Annotated in this window: 16 protein-coding genes; 14 read left to right on the top strand and 2 right to left on the bottom strand. The window is 70.6% G+C overall.

Annotated elements, in window-relative coordinates; genetic code table 11:
- Positions 1–12 precede the first annotated feature (12 nt).
- From ACFXJ5_RS15110 to dnaE, 5 genes are all read left to right on the top strand, one after another.
- The gene (locus tag ACFXJ5_RS15110; RefSeq protein ID WP_384630813.1) at positions 13–1,593 is read left to right on the top strand and encodes an oxidoreductase; all 1,581 of its coding nucleotides are present in this window, start codon (positions 13–15) and stop codon (positions 1,591–1,593) included.
- Between the two features lie 87 nt (positions 1,594–1,680).
- Positions 1,681–2,682, top strand: a complete 1,002-nt coding sequence (locus ACFXJ5_RS15105; protein ID WP_384630812.1) for a hypothetical protein — start codon at positions 1,681–1,683, stop codon at positions 2,680–2,682.
- Positions 2,683–2,693: 11 nt separating this feature from the next.
- The gene (locus tag ACFXJ5_RS15100) at positions 2,694–3,422 is read left to right on the top strand and encodes an LON peptidase substrate-binding domain-containing protein (protein WP_384630811.1); all 729 of its coding nucleotides are present in this window, start codon (positions 2,694–2,696) and stop codon (positions 3,420–3,422) included.
- A 100-nt stretch (positions 3,423–3,522) separates the two neighbouring features.
- Entirely contained in the window at positions 3,523–4,026 is a 504-nt protein-coding gene (gene ybaK / locus ACFXJ5_RS15095; protein WP_384630810.1) for a Cys-tRNA(Pro) deacylase, read from the top strand.
- Positions 4,027–4,217: 191 nt separating this feature from the next.
- Positions 4,218–7,784, top strand: coding sequence for a DNA polymerase III subunit alpha (gene dnaE / locus ACFXJ5_RS15090; protein ID WP_384630809.1), 3,567 nt, complete (start codon positions 4,218–4,220; stop codon positions 7,782–7,784).
- A gap of 105 nt (positions 7,785–7,889) precedes the next feature.
- Here the strand turns inward: dnaE and ACFXJ5_RS15085 are convergent, their stop codons facing one another.
- The gene (locus ACFXJ5_RS15085; protein WP_384630808.1) at positions 7,890–8,069 is read right to left on the bottom strand and encodes a hypothetical protein; all 180 of its coding nucleotides are present in this window, start codon (positions 8,067–8,069) and stop codon (positions 7,890–7,892) included.
- 242 nt (positions 8,070–8,311) lie between these two features.
- Between ACFXJ5_RS15085 and ACFXJ5_RS15080 the strand changes: the two genes are divergently transcribed.
- The 4 genes from ACFXJ5_RS15080 (at position 8,312) to ACFXJ5_RS15065 (ending at position 12,317) form a co-directional block, all read left to right on the top strand.
- Complete coding sequence (locus ACFXJ5_RS15080; protein ID WP_384630807.1) at positions 8,312–9,517, top strand: NYN domain-containing protein; 1,206 nt, start codon at positions 8,312–8,314, stop codon at positions 9,515–9,517.
- A 178-nt stretch (positions 9,518–9,695) separates the two neighbouring features.
- Entirely contained in the window at positions 9,696–10,724 is a 1,029-nt protein-coding gene (locus ACFXJ5_RS15075; RefSeq protein WP_384630806.1) for an ABC transporter ATP-binding protein, read from the top strand.
- Between the two features lie 61 nt (positions 10,725–10,785).
- Positions 10,786–11,619 (top strand): ABC transporter permease, encoded by an 834-nt coding sequence (locus ACFXJ5_RS15070; protein ID WP_384630917.1) that lies wholly within the window; start codon positions 10,786–10,788, stop codon positions 11,617–11,619.
- Positions 11,620–11,663: 44 nt separating this feature from the next.
- Positions 11,664–12,317, top strand: coding sequence for an ABC transporter permease (locus tag ACFXJ5_RS15065; protein WP_384630805.1), 654 nt, complete (start codon positions 11,664–11,666; stop codon positions 12,315–12,317).
- 3 nt (positions 12,318–12,320) lie between these two features.
- On the opposite strand, the gene ACFXJ5_RS15060 is transcribed toward ACFXJ5_RS15065, so the two are convergent.
- The gene (locus ACFXJ5_RS15060) at positions 12,321–12,485 is read right to left on the bottom strand and encodes a hypothetical protein (protein WP_384630804.1); all 165 of its coding nucleotides are present in this window, start codon (positions 12,483–12,485) and stop codon (positions 12,321–12,323) included.
- 175 nt (positions 12,486–12,660) lie between these two features.
- Between ACFXJ5_RS15060 and ACFXJ5_RS15055 the strand changes: the two genes are divergently transcribed.
- The 5 genes from ACFXJ5_RS15055 (at position 12,661) to ACFXJ5_RS15035 (ending at position 17,742) form a co-directional block, all read left to right on the top strand.
- Positions 12,661–13,308, top strand: coding sequence for a hypothetical protein (locus ACFXJ5_RS15055; RefSeq protein ID WP_384630803.1), 648 nt, complete (start codon positions 12,661–12,663; stop codon positions 13,306–13,308).
- Between the two features lie 60 nt (positions 13,309–13,368).
- Complete coding sequence (locus tag ACFXJ5_RS15050; RefSeq protein ID WP_384630802.1) at positions 13,369–14,166, top strand: thioredoxin domain-containing protein; 798 nt, start codon at positions 13,369–13,371, stop codon at positions 14,164–14,166.
- A gap of 123 nt (positions 14,167–14,289) precedes the next feature.
- A complete protein-coding gene (locus tag ACFXJ5_RS15045) occupies positions 14,290–15,960 on the top strand; it encodes an alkaline phosphatase D family protein (RefSeq protein ID WP_384630801.1) in 1,671 nt (556 codons plus the stop codon).
- Between the two features lie 250 nt (positions 15,961–16,210).
- Entirely contained in the window at positions 16,211–17,191 is a 981-nt protein-coding gene (locus ACFXJ5_RS15040; RefSeq protein WP_384630800.1) for a zinc metalloprotease, read from the top strand.
- Between the two features lie 38 nt (positions 17,192–17,229).
- Positions 17,230–17,742, top strand: coding sequence for a hypothetical protein (locus ACFXJ5_RS15035; protein ID WP_384630799.1), 513 nt, complete (start codon positions 17,230–17,232; stop codon positions 17,740–17,742).
- Positions 17,743–17,861 lie beyond the last annotated feature (119 nt).

The following is a 17,861-nucleotide window of genomic DNA, read 5'->3' as shown; positions in this document are numbered from 1 at the left end:
GAGGGGATACCGGTGACCGAGCCGTCGGACGGCGCTCCGCAGCCGCATCAGCCGCCGCAGGACTGGACGCCTGTGGAACAGGGGCTGTGGGAGGCCTACCGCCTCGGCGAGTGGTACGACCTGCGCACCGGTATCCCCGAGCGCGACGACCCGGCCGCCGACCGCTTCTGGGGGCCCGACCGGACCGTACGGGCCGAGTCCATCGCCAGGCTGCTGCTCGACGGGCCGCCGGCCATCTCCGGCCGGGTCGCGTGCGTCAAGCTGTCGGGCGCCCAGATCAGCGGGGAACTGCAGCTGTCAGGCGGCAATGTGGTGCCGTATGTCGAGCTGCGGGACTGCCGTTTCGAGCAGGTCGTGATGCTGTCCGAGTGCCAGTTCACGACCGTACGGATGGTGCACTGCGCCATACCGCGCCTGGAGGCCGCCCGGCTGCACACCACCGGCGACCTGCATCTGCCGCAGTGCACCGTCGAGGGCGGCATCCGGCTCACCGACGCCCACATCGGCACCGACTTACTGCTCAACCAGCTCACCGTCCGCCGCGACCGGCACGGCCGCGCGATCGCCGCCGACGGGCTCAACGTCGCCCAGGACGTCGAGGCCGAACTCATCGAGGCCACCGGTGAGATCAGCCTGCGCAGCGCCCGGATCGGCGGCCGGCTGAGCCTGCGCGGCAGCGTGCTGCACAATCCGTACGGGCGGTACGCGCTCAATGCCGCCCGGGTCCAGGTCGAGCACACCCTGTATCTGAGCGCGGGCTATCTGGGCTCGGGCCAGAGCAGCGGCACCCCGCCGAACGGAGTGCGCACCCGGCACTTCACCTGCGAGGGCGGGCTGCGGCTGGACGACGGCCGCTTCGGCAACGCCGTGATCATCAACCAGGCGCGCTTCCGGCTCACCGGCAGCCAGCAGCTGTCCCTGCGCCGGGTCCAGACCCCCGAGCTGCGGCTGACCCTGGACGAGCCGCCGAGCGGGGGAATCTCGCTGGCCGGCGCGCGGGTCGGCAACCTCACCGACACGCAGGCCAGCTGGCCGGAGACGGCGAGCATCGACCTGACCGGCTTCACGTACGGCTCGCTGAGCCCCGAAGGGTCCTTTCCGCTGCGTGAGCGCATCGCGTGGCTGGCGGCGGCGACCCCCGAGTACAGCCCGGAGCCGTACGAGCATCTGGCGGCCGCGCTGCGGGCCAGCGGCGAGGACTCCGACGCCCGTGAGGTGCTGCTCGCCAAGCAGCGGAGTCGGCGCGAGACGCTGCCGCTGGCCGGAAAGCTGTGGGGCTACCTCCAGGACATCACGGTCGGCTACGGCTACCGGGCGGGGCGGGCCGCGCTCTGGATGGCGGTGTTGTGGGCGATCGGCGCGACCTTCTTCGCCGCCCACCCGCCGCCACCCCTGAAGGCGGACGAGGCCCCGCACTGGAGCGCCGCCCTGTACGCGCTGGACCTGCTGCTACCGGTCATCGACCTGGGCCAGGACAGCGCCTGGAAACCGGCCGGGGGCGAGCAGTGGGCGTCGGCGGTGCTGGTGGTGCTGGGGTGGGTGCTGGCGACCACGGTGGCGGCTGGTGCCTCACGGCTGCTGAGGCGCGGCTGACCGGAATGCACAAGTCTCGGACAGATATCGAATCTTCATCGAAAGTACAGGGATCCGACCGGCAAAAGGCCGTTCAATAAATGCATCATGCCTGTTTTCCGCTCCATGGTCGCCGTGTCGCGCATGCTGCGCCACGTCCCGCACATCGGTGCCGATCTGCCGCCCGATGACGCGGTGCTCCTCGACGCGCCCGACGACCGGCTCGCGGCGGCCGCCGCCCACCTCGGCGACGGCGACTTCAAGCCGGTCGCCGAGCTGCTGGCCTGGACCCGCGACGCCGCCTGGTGGGAGACCCGGGACCGGCATGTCGGCTGGCTCGCCGAGCACCACCTCGCGGGCGGCACCTGGCTGCGGGGGTGGCTCGACGCCGACCCGGACAGCCCCGACGTGGCCGTCGTCCGCGCCGAGGCCGCCGTACGGCACGCCTGGCGGGCCCCCTCCGCCGCCGACCGCGTCGCCCTGCTGCGCGAGGCCGGCCCCCTGGTCCGCGCCGCCGCCGAGGCGAGCACCGGTGATCCCGTCCCCTGGCGCACCGCCATCACCCGCGCCCGCGGGCTGCGCGCCCAGCGCGAGGACTTCGAGGGCCTGTGGGCGCAGGCGGTCGCCCGGTCCCCGCACCACTTCGGCTGCCACGTCAGCGCCCTGCGCTTCCTGCGCGCGGACGAGCACTGCCGCCAGGAGGAGTTCCTTGCCTTCGCCGCCGACGCCGCCGACAGCGTCCTGCCCGGCTCGCTGGTGCTGGGCCTGCCGCTGATCGCGGCGTACGAATGCCTGCTCTCCGGCGGACCGGGCATGGACTCCTACGTGGACACCGCCATCGCCGGCGCCCAGGAGCTGTCGGCCTGGCACAGTCCCGGCGACCGCGAGCCGGCCGAGGTGCGCAACGTCCTGATCCAGATGCTGATCCTGCGTAAACGCTGGTCCGAGGCCCTGGACCAGTTCCGGGCGACCGGGGTCCACGCGACGGCTTTTCCGTGGCGGCGCACCGGCGAACCCCGGGGCGAATTCCTGGAGATGCGCACCGGCGTACGCGTCCAGCTCGCATCCAGCGTCCGCCTCTGGGCCAAACCGGGCGGGCCTTACACATAGGCTTGCTGGCTGTGACCGCTCGCATCCCGCTCTTTCCGCTCAATTCGGTGCTCTTCCCCGGCCTCGTACTGCCGCTGAACGTCTTCGAGGAGCGGTACCGCGCCCTCGTACGCGACCTCATCGCCCTCCCCGAGGAGGCACCCCGCCGCTTCGGCGTCGTCGCCATCCGTGACGGCCACGGGCTGGAGGCCGCCACCAAGGGCATCTCGGAGGGCGAGGGCGCGGCGGCCGGGTTCGGCACGGACCCGGCGAAGGCCTTCTTCGAGGTGGGATGCGTCGCCGAGGCCGCGACGATCGGCGAGCACGAGGACGGCGGCTACGAGCTGGTTTCCACCGGCACCACACGCTTCCGCCTGCTGTCGGTGGACCCGAGCGGCCCGTATCTGATCGGCGAGACCGAGGACCTGCCCGAGGAGCCCGGCGAAGGCTCGGGCGCGCTGGCCGCGGGGGTGGCCCGGGCCTTCCGTACGTACCAGAAGCGGGTCGCGGGCGCCCGCGAGCGGACCCTCACCTCGGGCTCGGGACAGGAGCTGCCGGACGAGCCGTCGGTGCTGTCCTACCTGGTGGCCGCCGCCACCGTGCTGGAGACCCCGGTCAAGCAGGCGCTCCTCGAAGCGCCCGACACCGCCACCCGGCTGCGCGAGGAGCTGCGGCTGCTGCGCCGCGAGGCCGCCGTCATCGGTAAGCTCCGCACGCTGCCCGCCGTCGAGCTCACCCGGCAGGCCCCCAGCCCCAACTGACCTCCTGCACGCCGCCGGGGGGTTGTCGCGGCAGCCGGCCGGTCGCCCGGCCTCGGGCCAGCGATCCTGCCCCAGATGACGATGACGGAGCTCGCATCCCATGGCCAAGAAGACCAAGACCTCCGGCGGCACACCCGCCACCGTGGCCCTGGAACGGGCGGGAGCGCCCTTCACGGTCCACGCCTACGACCACGACCCGGCCGCCGCCCTCAGCTACGGCGAGGAGGCCGCCCAGGCCCTCGGCACCTCTCCGGAGCGGGTCTTCAAGACCCTGGTCGCCGACGTCGACGGCTCCCTCACCGTCGCGGTCGTGCCGGTCGCCGGCTCGCTGGACCTCAAGGCCCTGGCCTCCGCCGCCGGCGGCAAGCGGGCCGCCATGGCCGACCCGGCCGCCGCCGAGCGCACGACGGGCTACGTCCTGGGCGGCATCTCACCGCTCGGGCAGCGCAAGCGGCTGCGTACGGTGGTCGACGCCACGGCGCTGGACCACGACACGGTGTTCGTGTCGGCGGGCCGGCGCGGCCTCGAGGTGGAGCTGGCGCCGCAGGACCTGGTCGCGCTGACGGGAGCCGTCACGGCCCCCATCGCGCGCGCCAAGGGCTGACTCACAGACCCGGGAACCGCAGCAGTGGGCGAAGCCCACCGGCCCGCGCCGCCGGGTCGGTGATGTGCCGGGAGACGGCCGGGGTCTGCCCGACGCGGAGGTGCCCGGACTGTCGGTGCCGGGGATTAGGATTCCCATCGCCGCACCCAGAAGTTCATAGGACCGACCCCCCGCCGGAGGTGTCACTCCCCGTGACAGACCAGCCGTTCACGCACTTGCACGTCCACACGCAGTATTCGCTCCTGGACGGTGCCGCGCGGTTGAAGGACATGTTCAAGGCCTGCAATGAGATGGGCATGTCGCACGTGGCGATCACCGACCACGGCAATCTCCACGGGGCGTACGACTTCTTCCATCAGGCCAAGGCCGCCGGAGTCACCCCGGTCATGGGCATCGAGGCCTACCTGGCGCCGGAGTCGCGGCACTACAACAAGCCCGTGAAGTGGGGCGCGCCGCACCAGAAGGGCGACGACGTCTCCGGTGCCGGCGCCTACACCCACATGACGATCTGGGCGCGGAACAAGGTCGGGCTGCACAACCTCTTCCGTGCCCAGTCCCGGGCCTCCTTCGAGGGGTACTTCCGCAAGCCCCGGATGGACCGGGAGATCCTCTCCGACTGCGCCGAGGGCCTGATGGGCACCACCGGCTGCCCCTCGGGCGAGGTGTCCACCCGGATCCGCCTGGGGCAGATGGACGAGGCGATCAAGGCCGCCGGGGAGTACCAGGACATCTTCGGCAAGGAGAACTTCTTCGTCGAGATCATGGACCACGACATCGACATCGACCGCCGCGCCCGCGACGGCCTGATGGAGGTCTCCAAGAAGCTCGGCGCGCCCTTCGTCGTCACCAACGACTCGCACTACACGTACCCGCACGAGTCGGCGGCCCACGACACCCTGCTGTGCATCCAGACCGGCTCGAACATGTCCGACCCCGGCCGCTTCAAGTTCGACGGCTCCGGCTACTACCTCAAGTCCGCCGCCGAGATGTACGCGATCGACTCCTCCGACGCCTGGCAGGAGGGCTGCCGCAACAGCCAGCTGCTGATCGCCGACCGGATCGACACCTCCGGCATGTTCGAGTCCCGCAACCTCATGCCGCGCTTCGAGGTGCCCGAGAGCTACACCGAGGTCAGCTGGTTCCGTGCGGAGGTCGCGCGCGGCATGGCCCGCCGCTTCCCCGGCGGCATCCCGGAGGACCGGCAGAAGCTCGCCGACTACGAGATGGACACCATCGTCCAGATGGGCTTCCCGGGCTACTTCCTCGTTGTCGCCGACTTCATCATGTGGGCGAAGAACAACGGCATCGCGGTCGGCCCCGGCCGAGGCTCCGCGGCCGGTTCGATCGTGTCGTACGCGATGGGCATCACCGACCTCGACCCGGTCCCGCACGGCCTGATCTTCGAGCGCTTCCTCAATCCCGAGCGCATCTCCATGCCCGACGTCGACATCGACTTCGACGAACGCCGGCGCGCCGAGGTGATCCGGTACGTCACCGAGAAGTACGGCTCCGACAAGGTCGCCCAGATCGCCACCTACGGCACCATCAAGGCCAAGAACGCGATCAAGGACTCGGCCCGCGTGCTGGGTTATCCGTACGCGGTGGGCGACCGGATCACCAAGGCGATGCCCGCCGACGTCCTGGGCAAGGGCATCCCGCTCTCCGGCATCACCGACAAGGACCACCCCCGCTACAGCGAGGCGGGCGAGGTCCGGGCGATGTACGAGAACGAGCCGGACGTGAAGAAGGTCATCGACGCCGCCCGCGGCATCGAGGGCCTGGTGCGGCAGATGGGTGTGCACGCGGCCGGCGTGATCATGTCCAGCGAGCCGCTGATCGACCACGTGCCGATCTTCTCGCCCAAGAACGACGGCGCGGTCGTCACGCAGTGGGACTACCCGAGCTGTGAGTCGCTCGGCCTGCTGAAGATGGACTTCCTGGGCCTGCGCAACCTGACGATCATGGACGACGCGGTCAAGTCGATCAAGGCCAACAAGGGCATCGACATCGACCTGCTCTCCCTGCCCCTGGACGACCCGAACACGTACGCCCTGCTCGGCCGGGGCGACACCCTCGGCGTCTTCCAGTTCGACGGCGGCCCCATGCGCTCCCTGCTGCGCATGATGAAGCCCGACAACTTCGAGGACATCTCCGCCGTCTCGGCCCTGTACCGGCCGGGCCCGATGGGCATGAACTCGCACATCAACTACGCGCTGCGCAAGAACAAGCAGCAGGAGATCACCCCGATCCACCCGGAGCTGGAGGAACCGCTCCGCGACGTCCTCGACGTCACGTACGGCCTCATCGTGTACCAGGAGCAGGTGCAGAAGGCCGCGCAGATCCTCGCCGGGTACTCGCTCGGCGAGGCCGACATCCTGCGCCGCGTGATGGGCAAGAAGAAGAAGGAGGAGCTGGACAAGAACTTCGTCTTCTTCCAGGAGGGCTGCAAGAAGAACGGCTACTCGGACGCGGCCATCCAGGCCGTGTGGGACGTCCTGGTCCCCTTCGCCGGGTACGCGTTCAACAAGGCCCACTCGGCCGCGTACGGCCTGGTCTCGTACTGGACCGCCTATCTGAAGGCGAACTATCCGGCGGAGTACATGGCCGGGCTCCTGACCTCGGTCAAGGATGACAAGGACAAGATGGCGCTCTATCTCAACGAGTGCCGTCGCATGGGCATCAAGGTGCTCCCGCCGGATGTGAACGAGTCGGACGCCAACTTCACGCCGCGCGGTGACGACACGATCGTCTTCGGTCTGACCGCGGTGCGAAACGTCGGTACGAATGTCGTGGACTCGATCGTGCGGTGCCGGAAGTCGAAGGGGAAGTACACCTCCTTCCCGGACTTCCTGGACAAGGTCGAGGTGGTGGTCTGCAACAAGCGGACCGTCGAATCGATGATCAAGGCGGGCGGCTTCGACGAGCTCAAGCACACCCGCAAGGGCCTGTCGGCGATCTTCGAGTCGATGATCGACAACGTGGTCGCGGTCAAGCGGAAGGAAGCCGAGGGGCAGTTCGACCTCTTCGGCGACCTCGGCGGCGACACGGCGGACTCGGGCACCACCTTCGGCCTCGACACCCCGATCGGCGAGGACGAGTGGGACAAGGGCTATCTGCTCGCCCAGGAGCGGGAGATGCTCGGCCTGTACGTCTCCGACCACCCGCTCTTCGGCATCGAGCACATCCTCAACGACAAGACGGACGCCGCGATCGCCGCCCTCAACGGCGGTGACTACTCCGACGGCTCGATCGTCACCATCGGCGGCATCATCTCCGGCCTGCAGCGCAAGATGACCAAGCAGGGCAACGCGTGGGCGATCGCCACCGTCGAGGACCTGGCCGGCTCGATCGACTGCATGTTCTTCCCGGCGACGTACCAGCTGGTCTCGACGCAACTGGTCGAGGACGCGGTGGTCTTCGTCAAGGGCCGCCTCGACAAGCGTGAGGACATCCCCCGGCTGGTGGCGATGGAGCTGATGGTCCCCGACCTGACCGACGCCGGCACCAACGCCCCGGTGACCATCTCCATCCCCACGGTCAAGGTCACCCCGCCACTGGTCGCCCGGCTCGGCGAAGTCCTCGCCAGCCACAAGGGCAACACCGAGGTCCGCGTCAAGCTCCAGGGCGCCCGCAAGACCACCGTCCTACGCCTCGACCGGCACCGGGTCACCGCCGACCCCGCCCTCTTCGGCGACCTCAAGGCGCTGCTCGGCCCGGCCTGCCTCGGCGTGGCGGCCCAGCAGCAACAGGCGGGCTGAGCTGCGGGCGCAATGTGACGTGAAGTGATTTATGTGCCTGACGTGACTGAGGGGCACGCCCGTGACGGGTGTGCCCCTCAGTGCGTGCTCTACGCCTCACCGGCCTCAGTTGTGGCCGAACTTCTTTCCGCGCTTGTGCGATACGTGCTGCTCGGAGCCGGGAACGGGCATCGTCTGCTCCGAAGCGGCGGAAGTCTTGGCCATGTCGTCATCGGGCATCGTGGCCGTGGCATGGCGGTCGTGACGCTGTCCGGTGCGTTCTCCCCGGTTCTTGTTCTTGCCCACGATCGTTCCTCCTTGTAGGAAACCTTGGACGTCGGGCACCACTCACGTTTCCATGGGAGTACGAAGGTCGCATTTCGGGCAGTTGCAGAGTGTGACGATCGTAGGGCCACAAAGGGCCGTAGAGGGCTGGATCGCCACGCCGGTGATCGAGTTCCGGCTCATAACCTCCCCGGGTTCGGGCAGACTCGGAGGAATATCCATACCGGGGGGACGTCAGGACACCGGAGAAGAGGGTGAGACCGATGGACCGCTGCGTCGTCCTGGTGGATGCCGGCTACCTGCTGGGTGCCGCCGCGAGCCTCCTCGCCGGAGACTCCTCCCGGTCCCGGATCACCGTCGATCACGCCGCCGTCGTCGCCGGTCTGCGCGAGCGCGCCGAGCTGGAGACCGGCCAGCCGCTGCTGCGGATCTACTGGTTCGACGGCGCCCCCGACCGCGTACCGCAGCCCGAGCACCGACGGTTGCGGGTCATGCCGCGCGTCACGGTCCGGCTGGGCGCGCTCACCCGTACGGACGGTCGCTGGGCGCAGAAAGGCGTCGACGCGGCCATGCATGCCGAGCTGTCCGAGCTGGCCCGCAATCGTGCCTGCTCGGACGTCGTCCTGGTGACCGGTGACGGCGATCTGCTGCCCGGCATGATGTCCGCCAAGGAACACGGCGTCGCGGTGCACCTGTGGGCCGTCCAGGCCGCCGACGGCGACTACAACCAGTCCGAGGACCTGGTCGCCGAGGCGGACGAACGGCGCGTCCTCGACCGCGAGTGGATCACCCGGGCCATCCGGGTGCGCGAGGTCGCCGGCGTCTGCGCACCGCTCAGCCCCCGGCCCGAGATCGCGGCGATCCTCTCCGCGCCGCTGCCCGAGTCCGCGCCGAAGCCGCAGCCCGTGCCGGACGAGCAGGCCGCCGCCGGCAAGAACGGCTCCGCCGCCACCGCCGACACCCACCCCCCGGCCGCCCCGGGCAAGCTCGTCCCCACCCCCAAGGACCTCGCGGGCCTGCGCGCCCCCGCCCACCCGGCGCCGCACCCCGCCCCCAGTGCCACGCTCCGCTGGTCCTCCGACAAGGGCATGGTCGGCGCCGCCGACACCGCCGAGAGCACCCTGCCGACCCTCGCCCAGCTCACCACCGCCGAACAGCGCTGGGCCGACCGCGAAGAGGACATCACCACCGTCTCCGGCGACCCCTTCGAGGTCGGCCAGGTCTTTGCCCGCCGCTGGATCGCCCGCCTCGCCGACCCCGCCAACATCCAGCAGCTCTCCGTCGAATACCCCCGCGTCCCCCACCGCATCGACGGCGAACTCCTCCGCTACGCCGCCCGCTTCGGCCTCCTCGCCCACAAGGACGACCAGATCGACGAGCACGACCGCTACGCCATCCGCGCCGGCTTCTGGCGCGAGATCGACGCCCGCTCCGTAGCCGACCGCCAACCCACCCCCGCCGCGGAGTAGCGCTCCACCCCCACCAGGTTGGGGGTAGGCCGTCCGCCTGAGGCGGAGCGGGCTGGCCCAACCGGCCTGCACCCGGCAACGGGCCGACCCCGTACGGGCCTGGCCCGTGAGCCAGGCGGACGGCCTACCCACAACCCGGGAAACGGCGTCGGCCGCAGAGCGCGTACTCTCAGGTCTCGTGAGTACGGGCACGGACCAGGCAGCCGCCGCGCGCGACACGGCAGTGATCCGTGTACGCGGGCTGGTGAAGAGCTACCCGGCCCTGCGCGGACGCCGAGGCAGAGGCAGCGGCGGCAAGGGCACGGCGGCCGTGCGAGCCAGCGACGGGATCGACCTGGACGTGCGGCGCGGGGAGATCTTCGGGCTGCTGGGGCCGAACGGCGCCGGCAAGTCGACGCTCGTACGGCAGTTGACGGGGCTGTTGCGCCCGGACGCCGGGGCGATCGCGATGCTCGGCCACGACCTCGTACGGCACCCGGAGCGCGCGGCGCGGCTGCTGGGCTACCTGGGCCAGGAGTCGACCGCCCTGGACGAGCTGACGGTAGGACTCGCGGCGGAGACGACGGGCCGGCTGCGGGGGCTGGACACCCGGACGGCGCGGGCCGAGCGGGACGCCGTACTGGAGGAGCTGGGCCTGACGGAGATCGTCGGGCGCCCCATCAAGCGGCTGTCGGGCGGCCAGCGCAGGCTGGCCTGCTTCGCGGCGACACTGGTGGGCGAGCGGCCGGTGCTGGTGCTGGACGAGCCGACGACCGGCATGGACCCGGTGGCGCGGCGCGCGGTGTGGGCGGCGGTGGACCGGCGCCGGGCGGAGCACGGGGCGACGGTGCTGCTCGTGACGCACAACGTGATCGAGGCGGAGACCGTGCTGGACCGCGTCGCGGTGATGGACGGCGGCAAGGTGATCGCGTGCGACACCCCGGCCGGGCTGAAGGCGCTGGTCGCGGACGAGGTCCGGCTGGACCTCGTGTGGCGGGACGAGCCGCCACTGCAGGTGCCGGAGATCGCGGCGCTGCGCGCGAGCGCCACCATCGCCGGCCGGCGCTGGACTCTGCGGCTGCCGCAGGAGCGGGCCCGCGCGGTGGTGGCCGAGGTGACCGGCGGACCGGCCTTCGCGGCGCTGGACGATTTCACGCTGGCCACGCCGAGCCTGGAGGATGTGTACTTGGCCCTCGGCGGCCGCCAGAAGGGACTGGTGAAGGCGTGAGGGTGTACCCGGCGCAGAGGAGGAGCGGCGCAGCATGAGTGTCGCCTCCGCAGGAGCGGAAATGAACGCGGTCGCGCAGGCCGCACCGGGCCGCGCGGCCGAGCCCCATGCGGTCGGGCCGGCCGAAGCGGCCGCCCCGCTCGCGCCGCGTGCCCGGCTGCTGCCCGCGCTGGGCGCGGTGTACCGGGCGCAGCTGTCCCGGGCGAAGGTGGCGCGGATCCCGCTGCTGTTCGTGGCGACCTTCCAGTCCGTCGGGATCATGGTGCTGATGCGCGGCGTGGTGGACGGCGGCTCGCAGGGCCCCGCCGCCCGTTCCGTGGTCGCCGGGTCGACCGTGCTGGTCGTGGCTTTCGTGGCGCTGAATCTGCTGGCGCAGTACTTCGGGCAGCTCCGTGCCTCCGGCGGCCTGGACCACTACGCGACGCTGCCGGTGCCGCCCGCCGCCGTGGTGCTGGGCGCGGCGGGCGCGTACGCGTCCTTCACCGTGCCCGGCACGGTGGCGACGGCGGTCATGGGGTGCGCGCTGTTCCAGCTGCCGTTCGCGAACCTGTGGGTGCTGGCGGCGGTCGTCCCGCTGGCCGGTGCCGCCCTGTCGGGCCTCGGCGCGGCTCTGGGGCTGCTGGCGCCGCGCCAGGAACTGGCCACGCTGTTCGGCCAGTTGGGCATGTCGGCGGCGCTGCTGCTGGGTGTGCTGCCGGCCGCGAACCTGCCGGGTCCGATCGGCTACGTACGGGATCTGCTGCCGTCGACGTACGGCGTCGAGGCGCTGGCCCGCGCTTTCGACGCGCATCCGGACTGGCTCGCGCTGTGCGGCGACCTGTCGGTGTGCGCGGCGGTGGGCGCGGTGTCGCTGGCCGTGGCCACGTGGGCGTACCGCCGGGCCGCCTGCCGGTGACCACCGATGACGCGCGTCACAGCCGCACCTGGCACGATGGCAACGTGACCGCACCGCTGACGCCGCATGACCAGCCGTATGACCAGCCGTCCACGCCGCCGCCGTACCCGTCGGCCGAAGGACCCCATGACGAGGCCGGCGTGCCGGAGGAGGAGCGCATGGCCCTCGGCCAGGAGCTCAGGCGCGGTGCACTGACGGCTCTGCTCGTCGCGGTGTCCGGGGTGGTGCTGGGGCTGCTGTGGTTGTGGCTGGCGCCCCGCATTCCGCTGGTCTCCGACGGCAAGGCCGTCTACCTCAAGGACTCCGAGGGCGAGCAGGCGGCCGGCGGCGACAGCACCTTCGTGGTGATCGCCCTGGGGATGGGCGTGGTCACCGGGGCCATCGCCTTCTGGCGCTGCCGGCGCGGCGGGGTGGGCATCGTGCTCGGTCTGGCGGTCGGGGCCGTGCTCGGTTCGCTGCTGGGGTGGCGCCTCGGGGTCTGGCTGGGGCCGACGCAGGACCTGGTGGCGCATGCCAAGGCGGTCGGCGCCAAGAAGGTCTTCGACGCCCCGCTGGAGCTGCGTGCCAAGGGTGCCCTGCTGATCTGGCCCATCGCGGCCACGCTGGTCCACCTCGGCCTCATCTCGACCTTCGGCCCCCGTGACGCGCAGCCCGCCCCGCACTGGGACACCCCGGCGCCACCGCCGCCCCAGGCCTGAGCCTTACCTCCGCTCGTCCCTGGCCACAACCGGGTGCGCCGAGGCGTGTACGGGCGCCTTGTTGGCCTCGTCCAGGGCGGCGGCCACGGCGACGGACGGGCCGACGACGACGGTGGCCAGGACCCCGGCGATGATTCCGAGACCGCGCGTGATGGTTGTCCTGCGCATGGCGATCTCCCCTTCTGACTCGGTGCGTTACCGGCGTTATCGGGAATCATCGCCTGCCGCGCTGTGCGGATGCTCTGACGCGTCTGTGGACTCGCTATCAGGCTCCCGGCCTTTCAGCGTGCTGTTAGCCGACCTTTAGGCAACTCATACAACCGTTCGTGCGAGACTCTCCGCCATGGAGGGGACCGACCCACAGCTGAGGGCACTGCGCGCGGCACTGTTCGCCGCGCTGTGCGTCACGCTGTCCGTCACCTCCCACGTGCTGCTCTCCAGCGTGCCGCTGCCGCTGACGGCCGTTGCGGGGGTGTACGCGGTGGTCTTCGCGGCCGCCTACGCGCTCGGCGGCCGCGAGCGCGGCTACTGGGCGATCGCCGCCCTCCTGGTCCCGCTGGAACTGGCCGCCGACACCGCCTTCACCGCCGGCCAGCACACCTGTTACGGCCCCGGCGGTGGCCCCGTCACCGGCTCCTGGCGCGCCCTGACCTGCGACGGCGGCGCCGTCGGCGGCACCCTGGCGCACACCGCCGGCACCGGCACCGCCGACTCGGCCTCACCCTGGCTGCTGCTCGCCGTCCACCTCATGGTCGGCCTGGCCGCCTCCTGGTGGCTGCGGCGCGGCGAGGCGGCCCTGCACCGGGTGCTGCGTACGGCGTTCGGGCCCCTGGCGGTCGCCATGGCGGCGGCGCTGGGCGGTTCTGCGGTCCCCGGGCACCTTCCGGCAGCCCGGGCAGGGCGGGGCGTGGCCGCCGCGCCGGCGCTGCCGCTGCCGCTACTGCTGCACTCCGTCGTACGACGTGGACCGCCCTGCCCGGCCGCTTCCTGAGCGAGCGACCTGAGCACGGCCCCCCACACGCGTACGTACACAGACGGAGAACGAAGGATCATGAGCAAGAGAAACAGCCTCGCCGCCAAGACCGCCGCCCGCGAGCGACTGCGCGCCGAGCGTGAGCGGCAGGCGAAGCGCGACAAGCTGCGCCGCCAGATACTCGTCGCCAGTGGCGTGGTCGCGACGCTGGCGATACTCGCCGGCGTGGCGGTCGCGGTGGTGAAGATGAACAAGCCCAGTTACTGGGAGGCCGCCGCGAGCAAGACACTGGTGAAGCCCGCGCACTCCTCGGGCACGAACGGCACGTCCATCGTCGTCGGCTCGGCGAGCGCCAAGCACACCCTCAAGGTGTACGAGGACCTGCGCTGCCCGGTGTGCGCACAGTTCGAGCAGACCTCTGGCGACACGGTTCAGGCGCTTGCCAAGAACGGCACGTACAAGATCTCGTACACCATGGGCGCCTTCCTGGACGGCAACCTCAAGGGCACCGGCTCGAAGAACGCGCTGAGCGCGCTGGGCGCGGCGCTGAACGTGAGCACGGACGCCTTCGTGCAGTACCACAAGGTGCTGTACTCCAAGTCCGTCCACCCGGAGGAGACCACGGACGCCTTCGGCAGCGACACCAACCTGATCAAGTACGCGCAGCAGGTTCCTGCCCTCAAGAACAACACGGCCTTCCAGAAGGCCGTGAAGGACGGCACCTACGACAAGTGGGCGCTGACGATGGACAAGCAGTTCACCACCGACGGCATCACCGGCACCCCGACGGTGAAGCTGGACGGCACCGCCATCGCGAACCCGCAGTCCATGACGGCCGCCGAGTTCGAGGCAGCGGTCAAGAAGCAGATCGGCTAGTAAAGGCACCGTGACGCGTCCGGCCGGTCCCTGGCATCGCCCCGGGGACCGGCCGGCGAAGTTCCGTCGAACACTGCGGAATGTCCTTCGCACAGGGGTTACTGGTGCGTAACCTGTGCGCCTGTGACCGAGACCTCTGCACCCTCACAGACCTCAGCATCCTCATCTGCCCCCAGCCGCCGCGCAGTTGTGAAGGCCGCCGCTGCCGGGGCCGCACTGATACCCCTGGCGGCCACCGCCGCCCATGCCCAGACCGGCGCCGCGCCCGCCTTCCTGCACGGCGTGGCGTCCGGCGACCCGCTGCCCGACGGGATCCTGCTGTGGACCCGGGTGACGCCGACCCCGGAGGCCGTCCCGGGCTCGGGCCTGGGCGCGGACACCGAGGTGAGCTGGACGGTCGCGGCGGACCGGGCCTTCAACTCCATGGTCGTCACCGGCTCCACCACCGCCACGGCGGCCGCCGACCACACCGTCAAGGCCGACATCCGCGGCCTGAAGCCCGCCACCGACTACTGGTTCCGCTTCACCAGCGGCGGCGTCGACTCCCCCGCCGCCCACACCCGTACGGCCCCCGCCGCCGACGACGCCGTCAGCGGGCTGCGCTTCGGCGTCGTGTCCTGCGCAAACTGGGAAGCCGGATATTTCTCCTCGTACCGCCACCTGGCCGCGCGCGGCGACCTGGACGCCTGGCTGCACCTCGGCGACTACATCTACGAGTACAAGACCGGCGAGTACGCCGCCCGGGGCACCGTCGTCCGCCCGCACGCGCCGGCCAACGAGATCATCACCCTCGCCGACTACCGCACCCGGCACGGCCGTTACAAGACCGACCCCGACCTTCAGGCCCTGCACGCCAAGGCTCCGGTGATCGCGATCTGGGACGACCACGAGTTCGCCAACGACGCCTGGTCGGGCGGCGCCCAGAACCACACCGAAGGCACCGAGGGCACCTGGACCGCCCGCCAGGCCGCCGCCAAGCAGGCCTACTTCGAGTGGATGCCGGTCCGCCCCTCCATCGCCGGCACCACCTACCGCCGGCTGCGCTTCGGCAAACTCGCCGACCTCTCCCTGCTCGACCTGCGTTCCTTCCGCTCCCAGCAGGCCACGGCCGGCAGCGGCGGCGTCGACGACCCGGACCGTACGATCACCGGCCGGGCCCAGCTCGACTGGCTCAAGTCCGGCCTGACGGCGTCGGCCGCGCAGACCACCTGGCGGCTGATCGGCAACTCGGTGATGATCTCCCCGGTCGCCTTCGGCTCCCTGCCCGCGTACCTCCTGGAGCCGCTGGACGAGTTGCTGAGCCTGCCCAGGGACGGCCTGGCCATCAACACCGACCAGTGGGACGGCTACACCGACGACCGCCGCGAGCTGCTGGCCCACCTCCACGGCAACGGCATCCTCAACACGGTCTTCCTGACCGGCGACATCCACATGGCCTGGGCCAACGACGTGCCGGTCAAGGCGGCCACGTATCCGCTGTCCGCCTCCGCCGCCGCGGAGTTCGTGGTCACGTCGGTGACCTCCGACAACCTCGACGACATCCTCAAGGTCGAGCCGGGCACCGTCTCCGTCGTCGCCGCGGCCGCCATCCAGGCCTCCAACCGCCATGTCAAGTGGCTCGATACCGACTCCCACGGCTACGGAGTCCTCGACATCACCGACGCCCGCGCACAGATGGACTACTACGTCCTCTCCGACCGCACCGACCGCGCCGCCACCGCCACCTGGAAGCGCTCCTACCGCACGAGGACCGGCACACAGAAGGTCGAGCGGGTCTACTCGCCCGTCAGTTGACGGTCACACCGTCGATTTCCGGCCGCTCACCGCGTTAACCCGGGATCTCGCGGGACGGGCACACAAAGGTTTGCCACGTACGAAATCCGGCAAATCGCCCGTCCCGCGTATCAGGGCTATTGCATACCTAGGGATTACCCTGCCTTTACCAATGGGCCGGTTCGGATCTGCACTCGACCTGACATGGACACATAACCTCCGGACGGCGAGGAGGAAGTTCCTCTCGCTCCGATCCCCCACAGGAGTGCCCATGTCCCCCCGCGCCGCCCGCTCCCGTTCCCGACTCCTCGGTCTCGCCGCCATGGCCGGAACGTTCGCCCTGCTCCCGATGTCCGGCGCCACCGCCACCGTGAGCAGCGCCGCCGACCACGCCAGAACCGGCGCCCAACAGTGTGCCGACAACAGCGACGCCGCCGCCCGCAAGATGAAGGGCTCCACCGCGAAGGAGCCCAACGCCCTCACCGCCGCCCAGGTCACGCGGATGAACGCCGACCTGAAGCAGAAGCTCACGGCGCTCAAGGCCGACGGCAAGAAGACCACCCTGTCGGCCGCCGCCACCACGACCATCCCGGTCTACTGGCACGTCATCACCAGCGGCACCACCGGCAGCCTGACCGCAAGCCAGATAGCCGGCCAGATCTCCGTCCTCAACGCCGCCTACGGCGGTTCCGGCACCGGCAACGTCAGCTCCGGCTTCCAGTTCAGCCTCGCCGGCACCGACTACACCAACAACTCCACCTGGTACAACCTCACCGACGGCTCGTCCGCCGAGAAGACCATGAAGTCCACCCTTCGCAAGGGCGGCGCCGGAGCCCTCAACATCTACTCCGCCAACCTCCAGAACAGCCTCCTGGGCTGGGCCACCTTCCCGAGCTCGTACGCGTCCAACAAGACCTACGACGGCGTCGTCATCCTCGACACCTCCATCCCCGGCGGCTCCACCACCAACTACAACGAGGGCGACACCGCCACCCACGAAATCGGCCACTGGCTCGGCCTCTACCACACCTTCCAGGGCGGCTGCAGCGGCACCGGCGACTCGGTCTCCGACACCCCCGCCGAGCAGAGCGCCGCGTACCAGTGCCCCACCGGCCGGGACACCTGCACCACCACCGGCGTCGACCCGATCCACAACTTCATGGACTACACGTACGACTCCTGCATGTACCAGTTCACCTCCGGCCAGGTGACCCGTATGCAGAACCAGTGGACCGCCTACCGCGCGAGCTGACCGGGCACTGATCCCGACTCCCCCGCGTTCCCGTCCTGATGGAGAAGACCAAGGGACGGGGACGCGGGCGCCGCGTCGTACTGATCATGCTGCTCGCCGGCCTCGTGCTGGCCGCTGCCGCCTGGCCGACGCTCAAGGCACAAGTCCGGGCCGCGAGTTGGGACAAGCAGCAACCGGAGGGCCCCGACCACATAACCCCTCGCATGAGGGCGGTCCGGGACGCGGTCGTCAAGGAGTTCCACCTCCAGGGCGCCCCCGGCTGCTACCGCAAGGAAGGCGGCATACCCGGCGGCGGCGAACACCCCCTCGGCCGCGCCTGCGACTTCATGCTCACCCCCGCCGGCAAACGCGCCACCGGCCACGCCGACGCCCTCGGCGAGCAGATCGTCGCCTGGGTCCGCCGGCACGCCGCGCAGTACGGCATCTGGTACGTCATCTACGAACAGCACATCTGGTCCAGCCGCCTCCCCCAACAGGGCTGGAAACTCATGGAGGACCGCGGCTCGATCACCCTCAACCACTACGATCACGTCCACATATCGGTGTACTGATCATGGGGCTGACCGAGCCGGCGCCGACGGCACTGACCTGGGATGACTGTCCTTGGCTCTCTCTGGGCGTCCGCCGAAGGACGCCAATGTTGAAGCGCAGCTGGACACTCAGCGGAGCG

The sequence above is a fragment of the Streptomyces sp. NPDC059373 genome (assembly GCF_042751495.1).
Classification (GTDB): Bacteria; Actinomycetota; Actinomycetes; order Streptomycetales; family Streptomycetaceae; genus Actinacidiphila.
The sequence above is the reverse complement of the archived record's forward strand: the minus strand, read 5'-3'. Positions and strand labels throughout refer to the sequence as shown.

What these genes read in the sequence shown, in the direction of transcription:
- ACFXJ5_RS15105 (WP_384630812.1), top strand. Translation starts at nt 1,681, where the DNA reads ATGCCTGTTTTCCGCTCCATGGTCGCCGTGTCGCGCATGCTGCGCCAC.
- ACFXJ5_RS15055 (WP_384630803.1), top strand. Translation starts at nt 12,661, where the DNA reads ATGGAGGGGACCGACCCACAGCTGAGGGCACTGCGCGCGGCACTGTTC.
- ACFXJ5_RS15060 (WP_384630804.1), bottom strand. Translation starts at nt 12,485, where the DNA reads ATGCGCAGGACAACCATCACGCGCGGTCTCGGAATCATCGCCGGGGTC.
- ybaK (WP_384630810.1), top strand. Translation starts at nt 3,523, where the DNA reads ATGGCCAAGAAGACCAAGACCTCCGGCGGCACACCCGCCACCGTGGCC.
- ACFXJ5_RS15070 (WP_384630917.1), top strand. Translation starts at nt 10,786, where the DNA reads ATGAACGCGGTCGCGCAGGCCGCACCGGGCCGCGCGGCCGAGCCCCAT.
- ACFXJ5_RS15050 (WP_384630802.1), top strand. Translation starts at nt 13,369, where the DNA reads ATGAGCAAGAGAAACAGCCTCGCCGCCAAGACCGCCGCCCGCGAGCGA.
- ACFXJ5_RS15035 (WP_384630799.1), top strand. Translation starts at nt 17,230, where the DNA reads ATGGAGAAGACCAAGGGACGGGGACGCGGGCGCCGCGTCGTACTGATC.
- ACFXJ5_RS15040 (WP_384630800.1), top strand. Translation starts at nt 16,211, where the DNA reads ATGTCCCCCCGCGCCGCCCGCTCCCGTTCCCGACTCCTCGGTCTCGCC.
- ACFXJ5_RS15080 (WP_384630807.1), top strand. Translation starts at nt 8,312, where the DNA reads ATGGACCGCTGCGTCGTCCTGGTGGATGCCGGCTACCTGCTGGGTGCC.